17 protein-coding genes and 1 tRNA gene are annotated in these 19,059 nt (G+C 64.5%); 9 read left to right on the top strand and 9 right to left on the bottom strand.

Translation table 11 applies throughout. The features are described from left to right. Positions 1-34: 34 nt before the first annotated feature. Together murA and FJ979_RS06840 are read right to left on the bottom strand one after the other, a co-directional pair. Positions 35-1,327 (bottom strand): UDP-N-acetylglucosamine 1-carboxyvinyltransferase, encoded by a 1,293-nt coding sequence (gene murA / locus FJ979_RS06845; RefSeq protein ID WP_140580338.1) that lies wholly within the window; start codon positions 1,325-1,327, stop codon positions 35-37. Positions 1,328-1,454: 127 nt separating this feature from the next. Continuing rightward, a complete protein-coding gene (locus FJ979_RS06840) occupies positions 1,455-1,679 on the bottom strand; it encodes a hypothetical protein (RefSeq protein WP_140580337.1) in 225 nt (74 codons plus the stop codon). A 162-nt stretch (positions 1,680-1,841) separates the two neighbouring features. On the opposite strand from FJ979_RS06840, the gene FJ979_RS06835 reads away from it, so the two are divergent. Together FJ979_RS06835 and FJ979_RS06830 are read left to right on the top strand one after the other, a co-directional pair. Further along, a tRNA-Thr gene (locus FJ979_RS06835) sits at positions 1,842-1,916 on the top strand. Between the two features lie 461 nt (positions 1,917-2,377). Further along, on the top strand, positions 2,378-3,766 hold the full coding sequence (locus tag FJ979_RS06830) for a multicopper oxidase family protein (protein WP_140580335.1): 1,389 nt from the start codon (positions 2,378-2,380) through the stop codon (positions 3,764-3,766). Positions 3,767-3,786: 20 nt separating this feature from the next. Here FJ979_RS06830 and FJ979_RS06825 read toward each other — a convergent pair whose 3' ends face one another. The 3 genes from FJ979_RS06825 to FJ979_RS06815 all read right to left on the bottom strand — a co-directional run bounded on the left by FJ979_RS06825 (position 3,787) and on the right by FJ979_RS06815 (position 6,034). Beyond that, positions 3,787-4,074 carry a PTS sugar transporter subunit IIB gene (locus FJ979_RS06825; RefSeq protein WP_140513359.1) on the bottom strand — a complete coding sequence of 96 codons (288 nt, stop codon included), beginning with the start codon at positions 4,072-4,074 and terminating at the stop codon, positions 3,787-3,789. Positions 4,075-4,091: 17 nt separating this feature from the next. After that, positions 4,092-4,553 (bottom strand): PTS sugar transporter subunit IIA, encoded by a 462-nt coding sequence (locus tag FJ979_RS06820; protein ID WP_140525565.1) that lies wholly within the window; start codon positions 4,551-4,553, stop codon positions 4,092-4,094. Between the two features lie 74 nt (positions 4,554-4,627). Beyond that, positions 4,628-6,034, bottom strand: a complete 1,407-nt coding sequence (locus FJ979_RS06815; protein WP_140525566.1) for a PTS transporter subunit IIC — start codon at positions 6,032-6,034, stop codon at positions 4,628-4,630. 585 nt (positions 6,035-6,619) lie between these two features. On the opposite strand from FJ979_RS06815, the gene FJ979_RS06810 reads away from it, so the two are divergent. The 3 genes from FJ979_RS06810 to FJ979_RS06800 all read left to right on the top strand — a co-directional run bounded on the left by FJ979_RS06810 (position 6,620) and on the right by FJ979_RS06800 (position 8,635). Continuing rightward, positions 6,620-7,933 (top strand): NAD(P)H-dependent oxidoreductase, encoded by a 1,314-nt coding sequence (locus FJ979_RS06810; protein ID WP_140525568.1) that lies wholly within the window; start codon positions 6,620-6,622, stop codon positions 7,931-7,933. A gap of 67 nt (positions 7,934-8,000) precedes the next feature. Continuing rightward, positions 8,001-8,243, top strand: coding sequence for a type II toxin-antitoxin system VapB family antitoxin (locus tag FJ979_RS06805; protein ID WP_140525569.1), 243 nt, complete (start codon positions 8,001-8,003; stop codon positions 8,241-8,243). Further along, entirely contained in the window at positions 8,243-8,635 is a 393-nt protein-coding gene (locus tag FJ979_RS06800) for a type II toxin-antitoxin system VapC family toxin (RefSeq protein WP_140501065.1), read from the top strand. Before FJ979_RS06805 ends, FJ979_RS06800 begins: the two co-directional genes overlap by 1 nt. A gap of 10 nt (positions 8,636-8,645) precedes the next feature. Here FJ979_RS06800 and proC read toward each other — a convergent pair whose 3' ends face one another. Genes proC through FJ979_RS06785 form a run of 3 tightly spaced genes read right to left on the bottom strand, consistent with a single transcriptional unit; the run spans position 8,646 to position 11,834 of the window. After that, on the bottom strand, positions 8,646-9,461 hold the full coding sequence (gene proC, locus FJ979_RS06795) for a pyrroline-5-carboxylate reductase (protein ID WP_140501067.1): 816 nt from the start codon (positions 9,459-9,461) through the stop codon (positions 8,646-8,648). A 59-nt stretch (positions 9,462-9,520) separates the two neighbouring features. Next, positions 9,521-10,867 carry an O-antigen ligase gene (locus tag FJ979_RS06790; RefSeq protein ID WP_140525570.1) on the bottom strand — a complete coding sequence of 449 codons (1,347 nt, stop codon included), beginning with the start codon at positions 10,865-10,867 and terminating at the stop codon, positions 9,521-9,523. After that, on the bottom strand, positions 10,836-11,834 hold the full coding sequence (locus FJ979_RS06785) for a glycosyltransferase (protein WP_140525571.1): 999 nt from the start codon (positions 11,832-11,834) through the stop codon (positions 10,836-10,838). Before FJ979_RS06785 ends, FJ979_RS06790 begins: the two co-directional genes overlap by 32 nt. 170 nt (positions 11,835-12,004) lie before the next feature. On the opposite strand from FJ979_RS06785, the gene FJ979_RS06780 reads away from it, so the two are divergent. Genes FJ979_RS06780 through FJ979_RS06770 form a run of 3 tightly spaced genes read left to right on the top strand, consistent with a single transcriptional unit; the run spans position 12,005 to position 14,888 of the window. Beyond that, positions 12,005-13,177 (top strand): glycosyltransferase family 4 protein, encoded by a 1,173-nt coding sequence (locus FJ979_RS06780; protein WP_140580333.1) that lies wholly within the window; start codon positions 12,005-12,007, stop codon positions 13,175-13,177. Next, positions 13,174-13,962 carry a WecB/TagA/CpsF family glycosyltransferase gene (locus tag FJ979_RS06775; RefSeq protein WP_140580332.1) on the top strand — a complete coding sequence of 263 codons (789 nt, stop codon included), beginning with the start codon at positions 13,174-13,176 and terminating at the stop codon, positions 13,960-13,962. Before FJ979_RS06780 ends, FJ979_RS06775 begins: the two co-directional genes overlap by 4 nt. Then, positions 13,959-14,888, top strand: a complete 930-nt coding sequence (locus FJ979_RS06770; protein WP_140558574.1) for a DUF6492 family protein — start codon at positions 13,959-13,961, stop codon at positions 14,886-14,888. Before FJ979_RS06775 ends, FJ979_RS06770 begins: the two co-directional genes overlap by 4 nt. A 46-nt stretch (positions 14,889-14,934) precedes the next feature. On the opposite strand, the gene FJ979_RS06765 is transcribed toward FJ979_RS06770, so the two are convergent. Next, positions 14,935-16,230, bottom strand: a complete 1,296-nt coding sequence (locus FJ979_RS06765; protein ID WP_140580330.1) for a lipopolysaccharide biosynthesis protein — start codon at positions 16,228-16,230, stop codon at positions 14,935-14,937. A gap of 199 nt (positions 16,231-16,429) precedes the next feature. Between FJ979_RS06765 and FJ979_RS06760 the strand changes: the two genes are divergently transcribed. Next, positions 16,430-19,024 (top strand): GumC family protein, encoded by a 2,595-nt coding sequence (locus FJ979_RS06760; protein ID WP_140580328.1) that lies wholly within the window; start codon positions 16,430-16,432, stop codon positions 19,022-19,024. The last annotated feature ends 35 nt before the right edge of the window (positions 19,025-19,059 follow it).

Genomic DNA, 19,059 nt, shown 5'->3' with positions numbered 1-19,059 from the left:
GGTCCGCGCAGCCGTGAGGCGGGCGGCGATCGGCCTAAGCCGAGATCCGTTCGATCACCGCGCCGCAATTGGACAGCTTTTCCTCCAGCCGCTCGAAGCCGCGGTCGAGATGATAGACGCGGTTGACAGTGGTTTCGCCTTCGGCCGCCAGGCCGGCAATGACCAGCGAAACGGAAGCGCGAAGGTCGGTCGCCATGACAGGCGCGCCCTTCAATTTCGGCACGCCGTCGACGATCGCCGTCTGGCCGGAAAGCGTGATGTGGGCGCCCAGACGCGCCAGTTCCTGCACATGCATGAAGCGGTTTTCGAAGATCGTCTCGGTGATGCGCGACTTGCCCTTGGCCATGGTCATCAGCCCCATGAACTGCGCCTGCAGATCGGTGGGGAAGGCCGGGAAGGGCGCCGTCGTCACGTCGACCGGTGAAATGCCGGCGCCGTTGCGCTTGACGCGGATGCCGGAATTGGTCGGCGTGATCTCGGCGCCCGTCTGCGCGATCACGTCCAGCGCGGTCTGCAGCAAATCGGGACGCGCGCCCTCGAGCACGACGTCGCCGCCGGTCATGGCGACGGCCATGGCATAGGTGCCGGTCTCGATCCGGTCCGGGATGACGCGCACGCGCGCGCCCGACAGCGCCTCGACGCCGTCGATGGTGATGGTTGGCGTGCCGGCGCCGGAAATCTTGGCGCCCATGGCATTGAGGCATTCGGCGAGGTTGACGATCTCGGGCTCGCAGGCGGCGTTTTCGAGCACCGTCTCGCCCTTGGCGAGCGCCGCCGCCATCATCAGCACATGGGTGGCGCCGACCGACACTTTCGGAAAGACGTAACGGTTGCCGACGAGGCGGCCATTCCTGGTCTTGGCGATAACGTAGCCGGTGTCGACGTCGATGTCGGCGCCCAGCGCCTGCAGGCCTTCCAGGAACAGGTCGACCGGCCGCGTGCCGATGGCGCAACCGCCCGGCAGCGACACCTTGGCCTCGCCCATGCGGGCCAGCAGCGGGCCGATGACCCAGAACGAAGCGCGCATCTTTGACACCAGCTCGTAAGGGGCCGTCGTGTCGACGATGTTGCGGGCGGAAAAATTGATGGTGCGCGAATAGCCTTCATTCTGCTTTTCGCGGCGTCCGTTGACCGAATAATCGACGCCGTGATTGCCCAGGATGCGGATCAGCTGCTCGACATCGGCCAGATGCGGCACGTTTTCGAGCGTCAGCGTGTCGTCTGTCAGAAGCGACGCGATCATCAGCGGCAGGGCGGCGTTTTTCGCGCCCGAGATCGGAATGCTTCCGGCGAGCTTGTTGCCGCCGACAATTCTGATGCGATCCATGAAGACTATCCCCTCGGCCCCGAAAGCCGGTTTCAATCGTTTGAGTATCGGCCCGTCTAGACCATCGGCCAACCTGGTTCAAGAAATAGGATTTCCTGGCACCCGACCCAAGAGTGGCGGATTTGAGTTAATCTTTTTGTATTTCCTTCGCCGCGCCGACCCCGTCCGGCCGCTTGTCGGCGTCCCCGGCGCGCCGCTTGTCGGCGTCGCCGGTGCGCTGTTTGTCAGCGTCGCCGGCGCGCCGCGAGCGCGACTGTGCCTTGCGTTTCAGCAGATTCGCGCGCAGCTGCTCGGCGAGCCGGTCCTTGCGGCCGGTGCCGCCCTTTTTCGGTGGAATTGTCTTGTCGTTCATCGTCCCGTCCTAGCCGGCGGCCGGCCAGGCCGCTATTTCAGGCATAACCAACATTGTGGCGCGGCCATGTCATCAAAACGTATCCGGCAAAGGCTTTCACAGATGCTTTGCACTTGGCCTTGCGCTTGCCGGTTCGATATGGCAGAAGCCCCGCCATCAGCGGCTGCGGTAGCTCAGTGGTAGAGCACTCCCTTGGTAAGGGAGAGGTCGAGAGTTCAATCCTCTCTCGCAGCACCAGACTGCCCGACATTTTCAGCGCCATCCGTCCCATTCTTAAGCCCTTGCGGCACGAACGGGCAAAAAAAGGCGCATCCGGCACCTGAATCCGAGATTTCGCGCAAGGTTGGTTCTCGTCGCGCTTTCATGGCGGGAGCAAATCGGCCTGCTTGCTTTCCTCCGCGACGAGCGCCGGCCCATAGCGGGCGACCGCTTGGCGCCCTTCCGCCCCCCACCCGCCCGATCGGACGGTTGAAAACATCGGCATTGGCGACCCGGGCGAGTCCCGCTCCGGTCAGTGCCTTGAAGCATGATCTGGCGCGGCCGTCGTCCCGATCAGAGTCGCAGGGCGAAGCGCCGTCCGCGCAGACGGCGCTGGTTGCGGCTTCATCGGAACGCAAATGCCGATATCGGGATTTGCGCTGGTCGCCCGATCGTGATTCAAGTCGGCGATTCCGAGGGCTTTCCCGCTGGAGCGCAGCATGACCTTGATCACACGCCGTCGACTTCTGAAATCGGCAGCGTTTGCCGGTGCGGGCGGGCTCGCCGCGATGGGGAGGCTTGGCGGCTGGGCCGCCGCCACGCCCGAGCCGGTGGTACTGCGGACGGCCAAGATCCAGGCCAGGCTGGTGGAGATCGGTCCGACCCGGGACGTGCTGACCTATGGCAGCGCCGGGATGCCGCCTGTGCTGAGGATGAAAAAGGGCGAGCCCTTCGCCGCCCGGCTCGTCAACGCCATCGACGACCCGACGACGATCCATTGGCACGGCGTTCGGGTCCCCAACAGGATGGACGGCGTTCCGTTCCTAGTCCAGCCCTATGTCTATACCGGCGATCATTTCGACTACGCCTTCACGCCGCCCGATGCCGGCACCTTCTGGTACCACCCGCATTGCAACACGCTGGAGCAGATGGGGCACGGCCTGACCGGCGTCATCGTGGTCGAAAATCCCGGTGATCCGAAATTCGATGCCGAAATCGTCCTCAATCTGCGCGACTGGCGCCTCGGCGACGATGGCCAGTTCATCGACCAGTTCCGGCCGCGCGATGCCGCGAGAACCGGCACCTATGGCACGGTGCGCACGGCCAATTGGCTCGACCAGCCGCACTATGACGCGCCGGCCGGCGGGCTGGTGCGGCTGCGCGTCGCCATCACCGACGTGACGCGCATCCATGCCTTTCGCGTCGACGGCGCGGAGGCGACGGTGATCGCGCAGGATGGCAATCCGGTGCCGCAGCGTTTTTCGCCCGATGCCTTGCTGCTTGGCCCGGGACAGCGCATGGAACTCGCCATCCGCATGCCGGACGCGGAGGGCGCGGTCGTGAGCCTGCGGGACGTCAGGGGCACCAAACCCAAGGTGCTGGCGACCTTGCGTGCGGTCGGCCAGTCGCTGAAGCGCGACATTCGTGATGTCGCGCCGCTGGAGGCCAATCCGGTGGCGGAGGTCGATCTCTCCGCTGCCCAGCATATTTCGCTGGCGCTCAGCGCCACGGCCGAGAACATTCCGAGCGACGGCATATGCGGTTCGCTCGGCTACAGTTTCTGGGCCATCAACAAGGTGCCGTGGCCGGGTGACACGCCGGATCCGACCGCGCCGCTGGCCGAATTGAAGCTTGGCAGGAGCTATGTCATCGACATGGAGAACCTGACGCCGCAATCGCATCCGATGCATTTGCACGGCATGAGCTTCAAAGTGCTGTCATCCTCGACTCGGCCCGTGCAGCCGCTGATTTCAGACACCTATCTCATCCAGCCCAACGAGAAGGTGAGCCTCGGCTTCGTCGCCGACAACCCCGGCGACTGGCTGCTGCACTGCCACATCATCGAGCATCAGAAATCGGGCATGACGAGCTACGTCAGGGTGACCTGAAACCGAGCGCGTGCCGCGGCCTATTTGCGCAGTTGCGCCTCGATCTCGTCGAGCACCTTGTCTTTGCCGATGCCGGTGAGGAAGGCGAGGCCCTTGATGACCGGCTTGGTCACCGAAGCCGAGATCGGCGTCGTGGCGACGATGAAGTCGACGCTGTCGGCCAGCCCCGGCACTTCGGTCGCCTTGGCCTGCTGGGCGTTGAAGGTCAGGCCGCGTTGCTTCATCGCCTCGGTGACGGCGACGTTGACCGCGGTCGAGGTGGCTATGCCCGTGCCGCAGGCAAAGAGAATTGTTTTCTGTCTGGACATCTCTTTCTTCTCCTTGTTCAGCCGAGCACGGCCCGAACGTCGTCTAGCGTCGTGGCCGACCTCAGGCCGTCCAATGCATCTGGATTCTGGATGGTGGCCATGACGGCCTGCAGCGCTTCAATCTGCTTGTCCTTGTCATTGATGGCAAGCAGGAAGACGAAGCCGACCGGCAGCTTCTCGTCAGGGTCTTCCATGTTGGCGAAGACGACGGGGTGCTTCAATGTGCCCAAAGCGATCCCGGGCTTCAGGACATGTTCGGGATCGGTGTGCGGCACCGCGACATTGTCGGGGCGCTCCAGCGGCAGTCCTGTCGGGATGGTCAACTCGCGACGCACGACCGCGTCGGCATAGGAGTTCTTGACATAGCCGAGCGTCTCGAGCCGGCCGGCCAGGATGCGGATGATCTGCTCATTGGTCGAGGCATCGGATCCGAGCACGATCGCTTCGGGGTCCAGAAGCTGCATGAGTCCGTCAGACATGTTTTTGCTCCGTCGATAAAATCGTGCGCCCGGGGAGGGCGCACGATCATTTCAAACGTCAGGCGTGATGAGGCTCAGGCCGTGCCTTCGGCCGGCTCGTCCTCGGCGCCCGCTGCCCGTTCCCAGCCGAGCGTGTTGCGGCGATAGAGGACGAACAGTGCCGCGATGACCACGGCGATCACGACGATGCCGGTAAGGCCAAGTCCCTGGATCGCCTCGATGATCACATAGGGCACCCACAGGAAGCCGTCGACGACGGAGGTGATCTGCAGCGCGTCTGCCGGCAGCTTGAAGCCCGAGGCGACGGCAGCACTTGTGAACAGCGGCGCCAGCGCGTTGGCGACGTAGAAGCCGATCGCCAGCGTCACCGTGCCGATCACCACCATGCGGAACACATTGCCTTTGACCAATGGCGCGGTCATGGCGACGATGAAGGGAATGACCGCCAAGTCGGCGAACAGGATGACGCGGTTGCCCGGCAGGATCACCGACAGGATGATCGCGATCGGCACCAGGATCAGCGATGACGAGATCGCGGCGGGATGACCGATCAGGATCGCCGAATCGAGGCCGACGAGAAGCTCGCGGTCGCCCGTGCGCTTGCGCACGAATTCCTGCGCCGCGTCGGAAACCGGGATCAGCCCTTCCATCAGGATCTTCACCATGCGCGGCAGGAGCAGCATGACGGCTGCCAGGGTCATGCCGGTGCCCAGCACCTTGGCGAACACCGTGCCGAGGTCACCCGCATTGTAGAAAGCGATGGCGCCAAGCACGAGACCGATGATCAAGCCGAGCACGACAGGTTCGCCGAACACGCCGAACCGGCGCTCGATGGTCTCGGTGTTGATGTTGATGCGGTTGATGCCGGGAATGCGGTCCATGATCCAGTTCAGGATGATGGCGATCGGCAGGATCTGCGCGGAAGCCAGGTGCGGCACCGAAATGCCGGGCACGCCGTAGAACTGCTGCACTGCGCGCGCCGACCAGTCGGCGAACAGCAGCGACAGTGCCGCGACCAATGCCGCGATGGCGATGCCGTAGGCCAGATTGTCGGTCGCCGCCACGACCAGCGAGCCGACAAAGGCGAAGTGCCAGAAGTTCCAGACGTCGACATTGAGCGTGCGCGTCATGCGCGTCAGCAACAGCACGATGTTGACCAGGATGCCGACGGGGATGACCCACAGGCCGACCGACGAGCCGAAGGCGATGGCGGCCGCCGACGGCCAGCCGACATCGATGATGTCGCGATGAATGCCGGTGTTGGTGACGATGGCCTTGGCGACGTCGCCGATCGACGTGAACATCAGGCCAAGCACGAGGTTGATGCCGATGAAGGCGACGCCGATGGTGACAGCGGCGCGAAAAGCCTTGCTGACCTTTGCGCCCAGAACGACGGCTATGATGAAAATGACGATCGGCAGCAGCACTGTTGCGCCGAGCGTGTCGATGGCCCCTTTGAGGCCCGCAAGAATAGTGTCCATTTGTCCTCCCCTGGAGCACCGAGCCCGACCCCCGGGTTCGAAATGATGCTCCGTTGACCTCCAACGCCTTTGCCGCCAACCTCGGCGCAAAGGCACTCCCCGTTCTGCCCGCGAGGCGGAATGCGTCCCGCTCGGTGATGCGGGATGAACATTTGCCTTCGCTGGCGAACGAATGTTTTATTGAGGCAGTTCAAGGCAATGTCAATTGGCAAGTCTTTGAACCCAAGGCATCCGGGCTGACGGAGCCTTCGCCTGTGCGCTCTTGACGGAGCATTGAACGGAAAAACCCGCCTGTGCGGCGGGCCCTTGGCGCAACTCAGCACCATAGGCAAATATGTAGCATAGTTGCCCTCACCCGGTCAAGAAAAAATTCCTATCATGAGAAGCCGCCGGCACAGCGGACTGGCAGTCGTCAGGTCTTTGTCGCCGAGTTCGGAGCCCCGCTTCGGTCCAGTCGGGACTGGGCCGAGCGCCTCTATACCGCGCGATTTCATGGGAAATTGACTGTCGAGGCCAGTTTCGTTGGCAAGGAGGAGCTATTCCCTGCTAATCCGACGCGAACCAGGAAGCTGTGGACATCCCCGCATGACCAATGTCGCCTTGACCGGGCTCGCCCGCGATCTCGCCAGCCGTGCCGCCGAGGGCCGCCCGGTACGCATCGGCGTCATCGGTTCGGGCGAAATGGGCACCGATCTGGTCACGCAAGGCATGCTGATGCCCGGCATTTCGGTCTGCGCGGTCTCGACAAGACGTCCGCACACGGCACGCGAAGCGATCCGCATCGCCTATGGTGACGAAGCGATGGCCGTCGAAGCCGATACCACTTCGAAAGTCACCGCGGCGATCGAGTCGGGAAAGATCGCCATCACCTCCAACGAGATGCTGGTCACCAATCCGCTGATCGACGTCGTCATCGACGCCACCGGCAAGCCCGGCGTCGCCGCCGACTTCGACCTGATGGCGATGCAGCATGGCAAGCATCTGGTGATGATGAATGTCGAGGCCGACGTCACTATCGGCTGCTATCTCAAGCAGCAGGCAGATCGCCTCGGCGTCGTCTATTCGGTCGGCGCCGGAGACGAGCCCTCGAGCTGCATGGAGCTGATCGAGTTCGCCTCCGCACTGGGCCTGACCATCGTCTCGGCCGGCAAGGGCAAGAACAACCCGCTTAACCACGATGCCGTGCCCGACGACTATCGCGAGGAAGCGATCCGCCGCAACATGAACCCGCGCATGCTGGTCGAGTTCGTCGACGGTTCGAAAACCATGGTCGAGATGTGCGCCATCGCCAACGCCACCGGGCTGGTGCCCGATGTGCCCGGCATGCACGGCCCGAAGGCCGACCGCGACGACCTCGTCAAGGTGCTCATTCCGCGCGAGCATGGCGGGCTGCTCACGAAAAAGGGCGTTGTCGACTACACGGTCGGCAAGGGTGTCGCACCCGGTGTCTTCGTCATCGTCGAGGCGACCCACCCGCGCATCGTCGAGCGCATGGACGACCTGCATATCGGCCACGGTCCCTATTACAGCCTGTTCCGGCCCTACCATTTGACCTCGCTGGAAGTCCCGCTGACGGCAGCCCGCATCGTGCTCTTCGGCAAGCCCGACATGGTGCCGCTGCCAAGGCCGGTCGCCGAGGTATGCGCCGTCGCCAAGCGGGATCTGCTCGCCGGCGAAACCTTCGATGCGATCGGCGAGACCTGCTATCGCTCCTGGACGATGACCGTCGAAGACGCTCGCGCCCGGCGTGCCGTGCCGGTCGGCCTGCTCGAGGGCGGCAAGGTGCTGAAACCGGTGAGGAAAGGCGAGCTGTTGACGGCCGACAACGCCGCACCCGACCGGGCGACGAGACTGTTCGCTCTGCGCCGGCTGCAGGATGAGATGCTGTACGGAAAATAAGCCCGTTGTGGCGCTGTCATGACAGATGCACTATATTGTAATGGCAGATGACGCTGAGGATCGACCAATGAACCTCCAGATCAGGGACCCGCGTGCACGTGAGCTGGCACAGCGGCTCGCCGCCAAACGCAAGATTTCGATGACCGAGGCGGTGATCGAAGCTCTTGAGTCCGAACTGAAACGGGAAAGTGGACGCGCTCCGTTGGCGCAGCGGCTGGCTACCATCGCTGATGAACTCAAAGCCAGAGCTGGTCATGGCGGCCGGCCCGTAGACAAGGATGAGATCGATGAGATGTGGGGCCACTCTTGATGTTTGTCGACACCTCGGTGGTCGTCGCAATTCTTTCGGGAGAGGGAGATGCTGGCGAGTGGAGCAACCGCATCGCGGTAGCACCTCGCAAAATTACTTCCGCGTTGGTGGTGCTCGAAGCGGCTATGCGGCTTTCAACTATGCTGGCCGTTGAGCCGCTTGTCGCTGAAGTGGCGATAGAGGCTTTTCTGCGCGAGTCCGAAATCGAAATCGTTCCGATCGACGCCGGCGACGCCAAGCTCGCGGTCCAAGCTTTTTCAGACTATGGAAAAGGACGCGGGCATCCCGCCCAACTCAACCTGGCCGATTGCCTGTCCTATGCATGCGCAAAGAGTCGTGGCTCTGCTCTGCTCTACAAAGGCAACGACTTCTCGCATACCGATCTGGCCTAGGGAGTCTGCTCTATTTCCCCAGTTCGATCGACCGCAGCCGCGCCGCTTCCACCGCTTGCGTGAGGAGATTGGTCAACCGGTCCTCGCCCATCAGCACACCAAGCGCCGCCGCCGTCGTGCCGTTCGGGCTGGTCACCTGCTGGCGCAGCAGGCCCGGCTCCTCGCCGCTTTCGGCGGCGAGGGAGGCGGCACCATAGACGGTCTGCATGGCGAGCAGCCTGGCGGTCGCCGCCGGCAGGCCCGCCTTCTCGGCGGCGACGGTCAGCGCTTCGATGAAATGGAAGATATAGGCCGGCCCCGATCCCGACACGGCGGTCACCGCATCCATCAGTCCCTCCTCGTCGATGGTGGCCACTTCGCCGCTGGCCGACAAGAGGTCGGCGACGAAACGCTTGGTGTCGTCGGAAACCAGCGGATTGGAAAACACCACCATCATGCCCTTGCCAATGGAAGCAGGCGTGTTGGGCATGCAGCGCACAACAGGCGCGCGGTCGCCCAGGATTTCCTCGAAGGTGGCGACCGGCGTGCCCGCGGCAATGCTGACGAAGGTGGTGCGCCCTTCGCCGAAACGTTTGTAAGCGGCGGTGACGTCGCGGATCACCTGGGGCTTCACGGCGATGACGATGAGATCAGGCACGGCACCGGCCGGGATATCGGTGGCGTCGGCAGCCGTTCCGCATCCCAGTGCGGCCGCGCGCTGGCGCAGGTCGGCATTGGGCTCGACCACGAAAACGGACGACGGTGCAAGCTTGCCGGATTTCAGCCAGCCCGAGAGCATGGCGTAACCCATATTGCCGCAGCCGGCGAGAACAAGCCTGATCGTCATCGAAAGCCCTCCGAGGAAAGGCTTCACATAAACGCTCGCGGATCAACGGGGAAGCCCTGTCAGGTGGAGTGGCCCAATCTCGCGCCACGACCGCCGTTGCGCAGCGCGACCGGGCGCAGCGAAACCTGTCTGAGCCCAAGCACACCGAGCACGAAGAACAGCCACACCGGATCGCCGCGATGGAAGAAGAAGCTTTCGAGGAAGGCGTTGAGCGCGGCGAACAGCACAACCATCATGAAGAAGTCGCCGAGATAGATGTTTTCCTTGCGCAAGGGAATGCGCATGTAGTCGCGCAAAGGGGCGATCAGGAAAGTGTAGACCGCCACGCAAAGGGCCGGAATGCCCATCAGGACCGCGATGTCGAGATAACCGTCATGGCCGTGCACGATGGTCCTGATATCCCACGGTCGGTCGAAGGGCTGATCCTGGTTGAGCAGCAGCGGCGTTCCCCAGAAACTCTCATAGCCGTAGCCGGTCCACGGTTTCTTCGCCAGCATCTCGCCGGCGAACTCCCAGAGCGTGGTGCGCCCGGTATAGGTCAGGCCGGGGAAATAGATCGCCGCCAGCTGTTTCACCGGCGGCAGGAAAACGATGCCCAGCGTGCCGACCGCGGTAGCGATGATCGCCAGCGCGAACAGGATCGGCGTGCCGAGCCGCATGCCCATGAGGCTCGGAAACATGACGATCAGGATCGAGAACGGCACCAGGCCGGCCGTGGTCTTGGATCCGGTGTGCAGCATGAACACCATCGCCGCGACGAAAATTCCGGCGCCCCAGAACCGCTGCCCGCGCCGGAAGAGATAGAGGCCGGCGAAACTGAAGCAGGCCATGACCGGACCGGCGATGTTCTTGTGGGTGAACACGCCGCGCCACAGGCCGGCATGTTCCGGTTCTTGCGAATCGGCCGTGTGCATTGCCTCGTGCGGAAAGGCGATGAGGCCGAGGTAGGAAAGGCCCATGACCGCCACCGCGGTGAAGATGATGACCTTCGAGAAGGAGTCCGCATCGCGCGGCAGCACAAGGATCGTCGCCATGGTCAGGATGCCGATCATGGTGAAGGAGGCGGCGCGCATCGCCGAGGGCGGGTCTGTCGCCAGCACCACCGACAGGAAGAAGAAGCCCAGCATCAGCATCCAGGAAGGGCTGAGCAGCGAGCGCACGATGCGCGGGTCGGCGAAAGCCATCAGCGAAAAGACGGAAACGGCGCCGAGCGAGCCGAAGCCGAGCTGGTTGACGATGTCGCCGCCTTCGCCGGTGAGTTCCGCGCCCGCGGGCTGGAACGGGCGGAAGGACACCAGGATGACGGTGAACAGCAGCGCCGCGATCGCGGTTGCCACGCCGTCGCGCGTGAACGCGGCGCCGAGCGGCGCGCGCTCAGTTCTTTTCAGGCTGGCGGTATTGCTCATTGGCATATCCGAATTCGGCCAGCACGCGGCCCAGCGCCACATGGACAGGGTAGATTGCGGCCGCGGGCGATCCTGTCCGTGCCAGCCTGGCGGCGCCGCGAAATGGCGAGGCGGCAAGCAGGGCCAGGCTCTTCAGCAACACCTTGACGCCGGCCAGCGGGGTGCCGGCGCGTTTCTTCTTTTCGACCAGCGTCGAGATCACGCCGTTGCGCAGGCTGCGGGCGCGGATCCAGTCGGCCTCGACCCGACGGGCCGGGACTGTCTCGGTCACCCTGGCCTCGGCGCACCAGCCAAGCACAAAGCCGCGCTGCGCCGCCCGGCTCAGGAAGTCGGAATCGCCGCCGCCCATGAAATTGAATCTCAGGTCGAGGAACGGCGGCCCCATGGCGGTAAGCACGTTGCGCCCGACCAGGAGATTGCCGGACGAATAGAGCGCCGGCACGAGGCCCGTCTTGCGGTAGGGCGGCGCGAAAACCGGATGCTCGGCCCAGCGCGCATGGGCGGGATCGGCAAAGTCGGGCACTTGCGGGCCGCCGACAATATCGGCGCCAAGGCTTTCGGCCGCCGCGCACATCCGTTCCAGCCAGTGCGGATCGGCTATCTCGTCATCGTCGATGACCAGCAGGTGCCTGAAATTCGGAAAGTGCAGGATCGCCGCCTGCCAGCCGGCATTGTAGGCGCTGCAATTGCCGCGCTGATGCGCGATGATCACCATGCCCGGTATGTCGCCGCGCTCGAACAGCGGCAGCGACGCCTGGGCGCCGGCACGCGCCTCGGCCTCGTTCTCCATGACGATGATGGCAAAGGGCCTGCCGGTCAGCTGCGCGCGCAGCGACGCCAGCGTTTGCAGGACCTGGTCCGGCCGCTTGAAGGTCGGCAAGGTGACGACGGCTTCGACGGCCTGCGTGTCAAGCCGGGGGGATCGTCCCGCGATCGATACCGAACCGTCCGATGGCAAAGGGATCATCCGTGTCACCGCATGGTGGGTCGAGTTCTGTTAGCACCATGACGATAACGTTTCGTTAATCACCTTTCACGGAGTGGCTCTTCAAGCCGAGGTTTTGGGTCGTCGATGCGCGCGCGTTTAATCAAGGGTTCACCGCGCTTTGCTACCGGCTGCACCACAGGATAGGTGAGATGCATCTGCTGTTCGCCACATCGATCGTGCCCGATGGCGCTCTCGCATCGGGCTACGAGATCGCCAATGCTGCAATCATCGCTGCCTTGCGGCGCGCCGGCGCGCGCGTCACCGTCATCGGCTTCATCTGGCCGGGGAAAGCCGCCGCCGATCCTGAAAGCACCATCGTGCTGGGTGCCGTGGACGTGCGCACCGAAAATGCTTCAGCGCTGCAAAAGCTTGCCTGGGTCGGCAAGGCGATGCTTTCGGGCCTCACCTTCGCGTCGGCCAAGTTGCGTGCGGTCTCCGATGCCGAAGTCCTCGCCGCCATCGAGCGCGCCGGCCCCTTCGACGGCTATGTGCTTAATTCCGTGCAGTTCGCCGGCGCCTTCGAAAAGCTCTTCGACGAGCGGCCTTCGATCTTCGTCGCCCACAATGTCGAGCATCTTTCGGCGCGGGAAAATGCCGCTGCCGCCCCGGGCATCTTCCAGCGCCTGTTGTTCCGCCGCGAGGCAAGGCTGCTCGAGAGCGTGGAAGAGCGTCTGTGCCGCCGCGCGCGTTTCGTCTTCACGCTGGCCGAGGAAGACCGTTCGGCACTTGGCGTGGCCTCCGACGACCGCTCGGCGGTGCTGCCGCTGGTGACGGGCGCCACGCCACCGCCGCACAACGGCCGGCGCAAGATTGAGTGCGACGCCGCGCTGATCGGCACCTGGACTTGGCAGCCGAACCGCATCGGGCTCGGCTGGTTCCTGGACAAGGTGGTACCGCATCTGCGCCCGGACTTCCGCATCAGGATCGCCGGCAGCATGCCGTCTGACATCGCCTCGACGCATCCCGGCGTCGCTTTCGTCGGACGCGTGCCGGACGCCCAGGCTTTCATACGCGGCGGCGCCGTCATCCCGCTCATCAGCACCGCCGGCAGCGGCGTGCAGCTGAAGACGATCGAAACGTTCGAGCTAGGCCTGCCCGCCGTCGCCACCAGCCACGCGCTGCGCGGCATCGACCATCGCCCGGTCAATTGCGCGGTCACCGACGATCCGGTCGCCTTTGCCAAGGCGCTGGAGACCGCGGCGGCCGACATAAGCGACGTTGACGGCAGCGCGTTCCACCGCCGGCAGCTCAAGGCGCTCGACGCCGCCATCCGGCTTGGCCTGGAGAAGCTCGGTCCGGTCATGCAGGAGGCGTTTGCATGAACATGCACGCCGCCCGCGCCGCATTCGGGCCCGACACATTGAAGACGATCTTCGGCATCTCCGTGCTCGCCATTCGCTGGGACGACGCGATCGCCCTGCTGACGCGGCTGATCGTGGAACGACGCTTCACCAAGGTCAGCTTCCTCAACGCCCATAACGCCAATCTCGCCTACACCGATCCGGTGTTCGCCCAGGCGCTCGACGATTTTCTCATCCTGCCGGACGGCATCGGCGTCGATCTCGCAGCGCAGCTTCTCTATGGCGCGCCGTTCCCGGACAATCTCAACGGCACCGACTTCGTGCCGGCCTTTCTGCGGTCGGTGACCCGGCCGCTGACCGTGGGGCTGCTCGGCGCGACGCGCGTCAATGCCGAGGCGGCGTCGAAGAAGCTCGCGGCGATTGCCGTCCAGCACAGATTCGTGGTCATCCATGACGGCTACTTCTCCGCTGCGCAGGAGCCGGAAATCATCGAATGCATCGCCGCGCTGCGGCCTGATATGCTGCTGGTCGCCATGGGCGTGCCGCGCCAGGAATTGTGGATCGAACGGCACATCGACGAGCGCCACTGCACGCTGCCGGTCGCGGTCGGCGCGCTGCTGGATTTTCTCAGCGGCGCCGTGCCGCGCGCGCCCTTGTGGATACGGCGCCTCAGGCTGGAGTGGCTGTTTCGGCTGGCGGTCGAGCCGGGACGGCTCTGGCGCCGCTATGTGGTCGGCAACCCCTTGTTCCTGTGGCGGGTCCTCAAACAGAAATTGTTCCGGCCCCAAGCCGGAGACGTCCGTTGAACGAGAGGTTCGTTCCGGGCGCGATCGCCGAACCCGGACTGCTTCGGGCAACGCCGACGGCAGCCATGGTGACGGCAAGCTATGCGCCGGATTTCGAGCGTTGCCGCCTGCTCTGCGAAACCCTCGACCGCCACGTCACGGGCGTCGCGCATCACTACATTCTGGTCGAAGGCCGCGACGTCAAATTGTTTCGACGGTTGGAGAGCGCCAACCGTTCCGTCGTCGACGAACGTGAGTTGCTGCCGCGCTGGCTGCATGTCTTCGACGATCCGCTTAGCCTGTTCCGGCGGCGCGTCTGGCTCAGCCTGAAGACGCAGCCGCTGCGCGGCTGGCACGTGCAGCAGCTGCGCCGCATCGCCGTTGCGGCGCACGCATGCCAGGACGTTCTGGTCTTCTGCGATTCCGACGTCGCCTTTCTGAAGCCTTTCGATTGCGGCGCGTTCTGGCGCGACGGCAAGGCGCGGCTGTTCCGCCGTGACGGCGTGCTTGCGCAGGACGGTCATGACGAGCATCGCATATGGTCGCGCAATGCCGGCTCCGCGCTCGGCATCGATCCGTCGAGGAATTCGGTTCACGATTACATTTCGACGCTGATCGCCTGGCGCCGCGACACCGTGCTGGCCATGTGCAGTCGGATCGAGGAGGTGCATGGCCGAAACTGGGTCGAGGTCGTCGGCTCGGCGCGCAAATTCTCCGAATGCATGATCTATGGCCGCTATGTCGACGATCTGCTGGACGGCGCCGGCCACTTCCATGGCTCGGAAGAATTCTGCCGCGTCCACTGGACCGGTGAGGCGCTGTCGGATGATGAATTCCGTCGCTTCGTTGCCGCCATGGCGCCCGAACAGGTGGCGATCGGCATGCAGTCCTTCATCGGCACCGATACCGGCCGCATCCGCCGGCTGATCGGGCTCGACCGATCCTGATCCTGAAAAGCGAACCGGTTCTCGGAAAGACTGCCCGGATGAAGGATCAGATCGCCTTCGCCGGCTTGCGCAGCGCCGAATAGGTCAGCAGCATCGACGCGAGATAGAGCAGCAGGAAGACGACGTTGAGCGACAGCACCAGCTTCGATGTGTCGGCAATGGTGGTCAGCACATAGGTCAGCAGCAGCGCCTTGAGAGCGGCGAGCAGGCCGAGATTGAGCGCCCGCACCAGCGTCTGGCCGCGCGCGAACAGAAGCTCCGCCTGGTATTCGACCAGATTGCGCAGTCCCGGAACGCCGATCGCAAGCGCCACAAGGGGAGCGGCCTCCGAGACGTTCTTGCCGAGCGCCCCGGGGAAGAAATGCAGCACCACGGCAAGCACCAGCAGCGCCAGCGTCGAGACCGCGAACACGCCGCCTTCGATGCCGCTCTTGACCGCCAGCCGTGACAAGAGCTCCGGGGCACGCATCATGCGCTGCACCAGCATCATGGAGAAGGTGCGGATCGGGATCGCCGTCAGGTCGACCAGCCGCATGATGATGGCATAGATGCCGGCCAGGTGCGGCCCGCCGATCGCCAGCACCAGAAGCTTGTCGAACTCCATCTGCAGGTAGAACAACACCTCGGCGCCGGCGACGTAGATCGAATCGGCGAGCCGCCTGAGATAGAGCTCGCCGCGCAGCCGCAGCCGCTGGCGCGGATAGAAGAGACCGAACGCGATCAGCAGCGAGGCCGCGTTCGCGCCGATATAGAACCAGGACCACACCCAGACGCTGTGTTGCGCGCAGAACATGAACAGCACCGCGCCGGCTGCCCGCAACGCCGTCGCCAGGATCGCCAGCACGGCGGCACGGCCGAATTTGCCGAGCCCGTTGTTGACGATCAGCGCCACCTCCACCGGCCGCCACAGAAGCGCCTCGGCAAACACGGTTGCCGCGAACACCGGCAGCGGCACGGTGCTGGCAAAGAAGATCAGGTAGACGATGTAGGAGGCCGCGGCGAGCAGCGGCAACGAGACGATGCCCAGCAGCAGGAAACCTGCGGTGAAGGTGCCGATCAGGTTGGGGCGGATGGTGGCGGTGCGGTAGAGTGCCGAGATGAAGCCGAAGGCCAGAAGCCGCGACAGCATCACTCCGGCGGCCGAGGCGGTGGCGAACATGCCGAACTCGGCGATGGAAAGCGTGTTGGCCAAGGCGATGAAGTAGGCGAGTGAAAACACCAGCCGCCCGCCGGCGCCGCTGATCGCCGAAAAATAGTCGCGAACCAGCCCCCGTCTTTCGGCCACGAAGGCGCCGATCCGGGCGAGGGGCCGCCTCTGCGGTATGTCGCTGGCCTCAGTCATGGGTCAGGGAAAGGCATAGGCGGCAAAGTTTAACGTGCCCTTCTGAAATCTTCCTGCATCTGCTGAAATTCCAAGCAGCCGGCATCAAGCAATGCTTTCGGCCGCCTAAAATTAACCTTTTGTTTCCTATGCTTGTTTAGCGTGGCTTAACAAATGGCCGACTGCCGCTGTCTGGCGGCTGAAAGTAAGCTCCGCGAGAATGGGCGACAGGGAAAATCGTGAGGACTGGAGGCGCGAGCGATCCTTGCTGGCGCTTGGCCAAGCCGTGCGCGGTGAGGACGAGGCATCGCTGGTCTCGCTAGGGGATCGGGCAAATCCGTCATGGCGCGAGGATGCCGCCACACGTCATCGCCTGGCGCGTTCGCAGCGCGAGGCGAAGATGAATCCGGCGCCTTCCGCATCCACCGCAACGCAACGCTTGCAGCCGGGCGGCGAGCCGGCTCCGGCGTCCGCCGGCATTTCGCGTTCGCACGATGGGGCCGGTATCGGCGGTTCGGACTCGGCGATGCCGTATGAAGAGACGGTTCCTGAGATCGCCTCGAGCGTTGATTCCCCGCGCAGCACATCCGAACCGCTGAGCGCGAGCGAAGCGGGAACATCTCCTGGCGAGGATGCCGACAGCCAGCAATGGAAGCCCCTGATCGATCCGATGCAGGTGGTTCGCGGCGTCGCCAGGTCCAAAGCGCTGATCATCACCACGACGGTACTGGGCGCGGCGCTCGGCGTTGCGATTGCCCTGTCGACGCCGAAGAAATACGAGTCCACCACCGAACTGATCGTCGACCCGCGCGACCTGAAGCTTACGGATCGCGATCTCACCCAGGCGGTGGTCATGCCCGACGCGGCGCTCGTCAACGTCGAGAACCAGATCAAGTTGCTGACCTCCGGCACCGTGTTGAACAAGGTTGTCCAGGAGCTCGACCTGGTCGACGACCCCGAGTTCAACGGCCAAGGCAATGGCGGCCTGGGCGTCATGTCGCTGATCCGCTCGATCCTGTTGCGCCAGGACGGACCGGGCGGTGTCGACCAATCCCGCCGCCTTTCCCTTGCCATCGTCAACCTGGCCGAGAGCGTTTCGGTCGAGCGCGGCGGCAAGACCTCCGTGATCACCATCGGCGTCACCACGCAGGACGCCCAGAAATCGGCGCTCATCGCGGAAACGATGACGAAGGTTTTCCTGCAGACTTCGGGTGAAATCCAGTCCGACACTGCCGGCCGGGCCAACAACGAACTGACGGCGAAACTCGACGAGATGCGCAAGGGCGTCGAAGCCGCCGAGCGCAAGGTCGAGGATTTCAGGGCCACCCATGATCTTGTCGACGCGCAGGGCCATCTGATCAGCGACGACCAGATGCTCAAGCTCAACGAGCAGCTTTCCGTCGCCCGCGCCCGCACGCTGGAGCTGAACGCCCGCGCGGCCTCGGCACGTCAGGTCAACGTGAATTCGGTGCTCAGCGGCACCTTGCCTGAAGAGATCAACTCCAACTCCATGAGCGATCTGCGCTCGCAATACGCAACGCTCAAACAGGAGGCTGATCGGGCAGCGGTCCGGCTCGGACCGCGCCATCCCGAGCGCCAGGCGCTCGAGGCCCAGCTCACCGGCGCGCGCGAACGCATCGTCGCCGAACTCAGCCGCATCGCGTCGTCGCTGCAGGTTGACCTGAAACGCTCGGTCCAGCTCGAACAGGACCTTGCTTCCCGCCTGGCGCAGATGAAGGTGCGCAGCGGCGACGTCAACAGCGACCTTGTCTCGATGCGCGAACTGGAACGCGAGGCCTCGGCCAAGCGCTCGGTCTATGAGCAATATCTCCTGCGCGCCAAGGAGACCGGCGAGCAGAAGAATATCAACACCGCCAATATGAGCGTCATCTCGCCCGCCTCCATTCCGCTGGAGCCGAACGGGCCGTCGCGCGCCGTGGTGGCGCTTGCCGGCCTGCTGCTGGGCTTTGCCTCCGGCGTCGGTCTCGGCGCCATGCGCGGCGCCTATGAAAGCCTGCGTGAGACCGCCGGGTCACGATCCCGCCGTGACCGCAAGATGGACGAACGCCGGGCGCCGCTCGATGACCAGGCATTCCGGGCGCCGCCTCCGCCGGCGCCGCCGATACCGCAAGCATCGCCGCCGCAATCACCGCCGCCGCCACCAGCATCAGTGCCGCCGCTTGCCGCGCAGCCCGGAGCCGCTGCCACCGAGGATCCAAGCCGGATCGGCTTGCTGATGTCGAGGCTGCGCAAAGCCGTGTCCCGCAAGCCCGGCACCGAGGCGCAGGACGATGCGTTTCCCGGTGCATCTGCATCGGCCGCTGTCGCCGAAGAGGGCCGGCCGGCGAGCACTCCGGCATTTCCCGACTATCCGGCTCCGGATTCCGCCTTTGGACATCGCCCGCCAGCTCCAGACTATCCGCGGCCATCTTTTCAGCCAGACGCGGACGCCGGCTATACGCGGCCCATGGGACCGCCATTGCGGTCGCCCCTGGTGCCGCAGCAGGCGATGTATCCGGCCTCGTCCCATCCCTATGCGCAGCCCTTGGTCTATCCGCACATGCAGCCTTGGCAGACGCGGTCGGCGGCAGGCCATCCCCAGGCCGCGGCGCCCTATGGCGCGCCCATGCCCTACCCGGCCGCACCCGCTCCGGCTCAGCCGTCGGCCTATCCCGCCGCGCCGCTGGAGCAGCCCGCCGCCGCCGAGAAGGGCGCCGAGCAGGCGTCGATCGAGGAAATTCGCGCCAGCCTGCGCGAATTTCGCGAGGCTGTTCGCGAGCTTACCGAGAGCCGCGCCGGCCGCCGCTATTTCTGAGCCACAAGATAGTCTCCTGTGTCGAACAAAAGCGG

The organism is Mesorhizobium sp. B1-1-6 (assembly GCF_006443035.1).
GTDB lineage: Bacteria > Pseudomonadota > Alphaproteobacteria > Rhizobiales > Rhizobiaceae > Mesorhizobium.
Note: the sequence above shows the minus strand (reverse complement) of the source record. Positions and strands in the feature narration are given on the sequence as shown.